Genomic DNA, 463 nt, shown 5'->3' with positions numbered 1-463 from the left:
AGCCTTGAACTTCTAAAAGTTGAAAAGCTTCACTTATAGGAGTTCTACTTACAGCCAAAGATTCTGCGAGCTCGGCATCTATTAGCTTCTCACCAGGTTGTAGAGTACCGTCGATAATCCATCTCTGAATTTGGGAAAGTGCTCGTTCTTTAGCAGTCATCCGAACTGGTGAAGAAAAATTTTTAGGTACTGGCATTTGTATCACCCCAATTAAATTATTGTTACATGTAATATATCGCATAAATATATCGCATGCAATATTTTCAGAAAAATTTATTTTTTCTAACACACCTTGTTGTTCTTTTTTATAATAAAAAGCACATCTCATTAAAAAGCGAGACATGCTTACTGTTTAAGTAACCTATTTCATGCTTGTCTATAAATATTTTCACGAAATTATGTTTTTTATTGAATCGTCAAGAACCCTTTCGGCAACATTTAAGAATGCACTTACTGCAGGGGA

The 463-nt window shown here is 34.1% G+C and carries 1 protein-coding gene; it reads right to left on the bottom strand.

Annotation, left to right across the window (positions count from 1 at the left end):
* Window positions 1–196 (bottom strand): GntR family transcriptional regulator (locus RVS70_RS22320; protein WP_321134898.1); only part of this gene is annotated, 196 nt, incomplete at its 3' end.
* Window positions 197–463: the final 267 nt, after the last annotated feature.

It is taken from the genome of Virgibacillus sp. M23, from assembly GCF_034190895.1.
Lineage (GTDB): Bacteria > Bacillota > Bacilli > Bacillales > Amphibacillaceae > Virgibacillus > Virgibacillus salarius.
The sequence above is the reverse complement of the archived record's forward strand: the minus strand, read 5'-3'. Positions and strand labels throughout refer to the sequence as shown.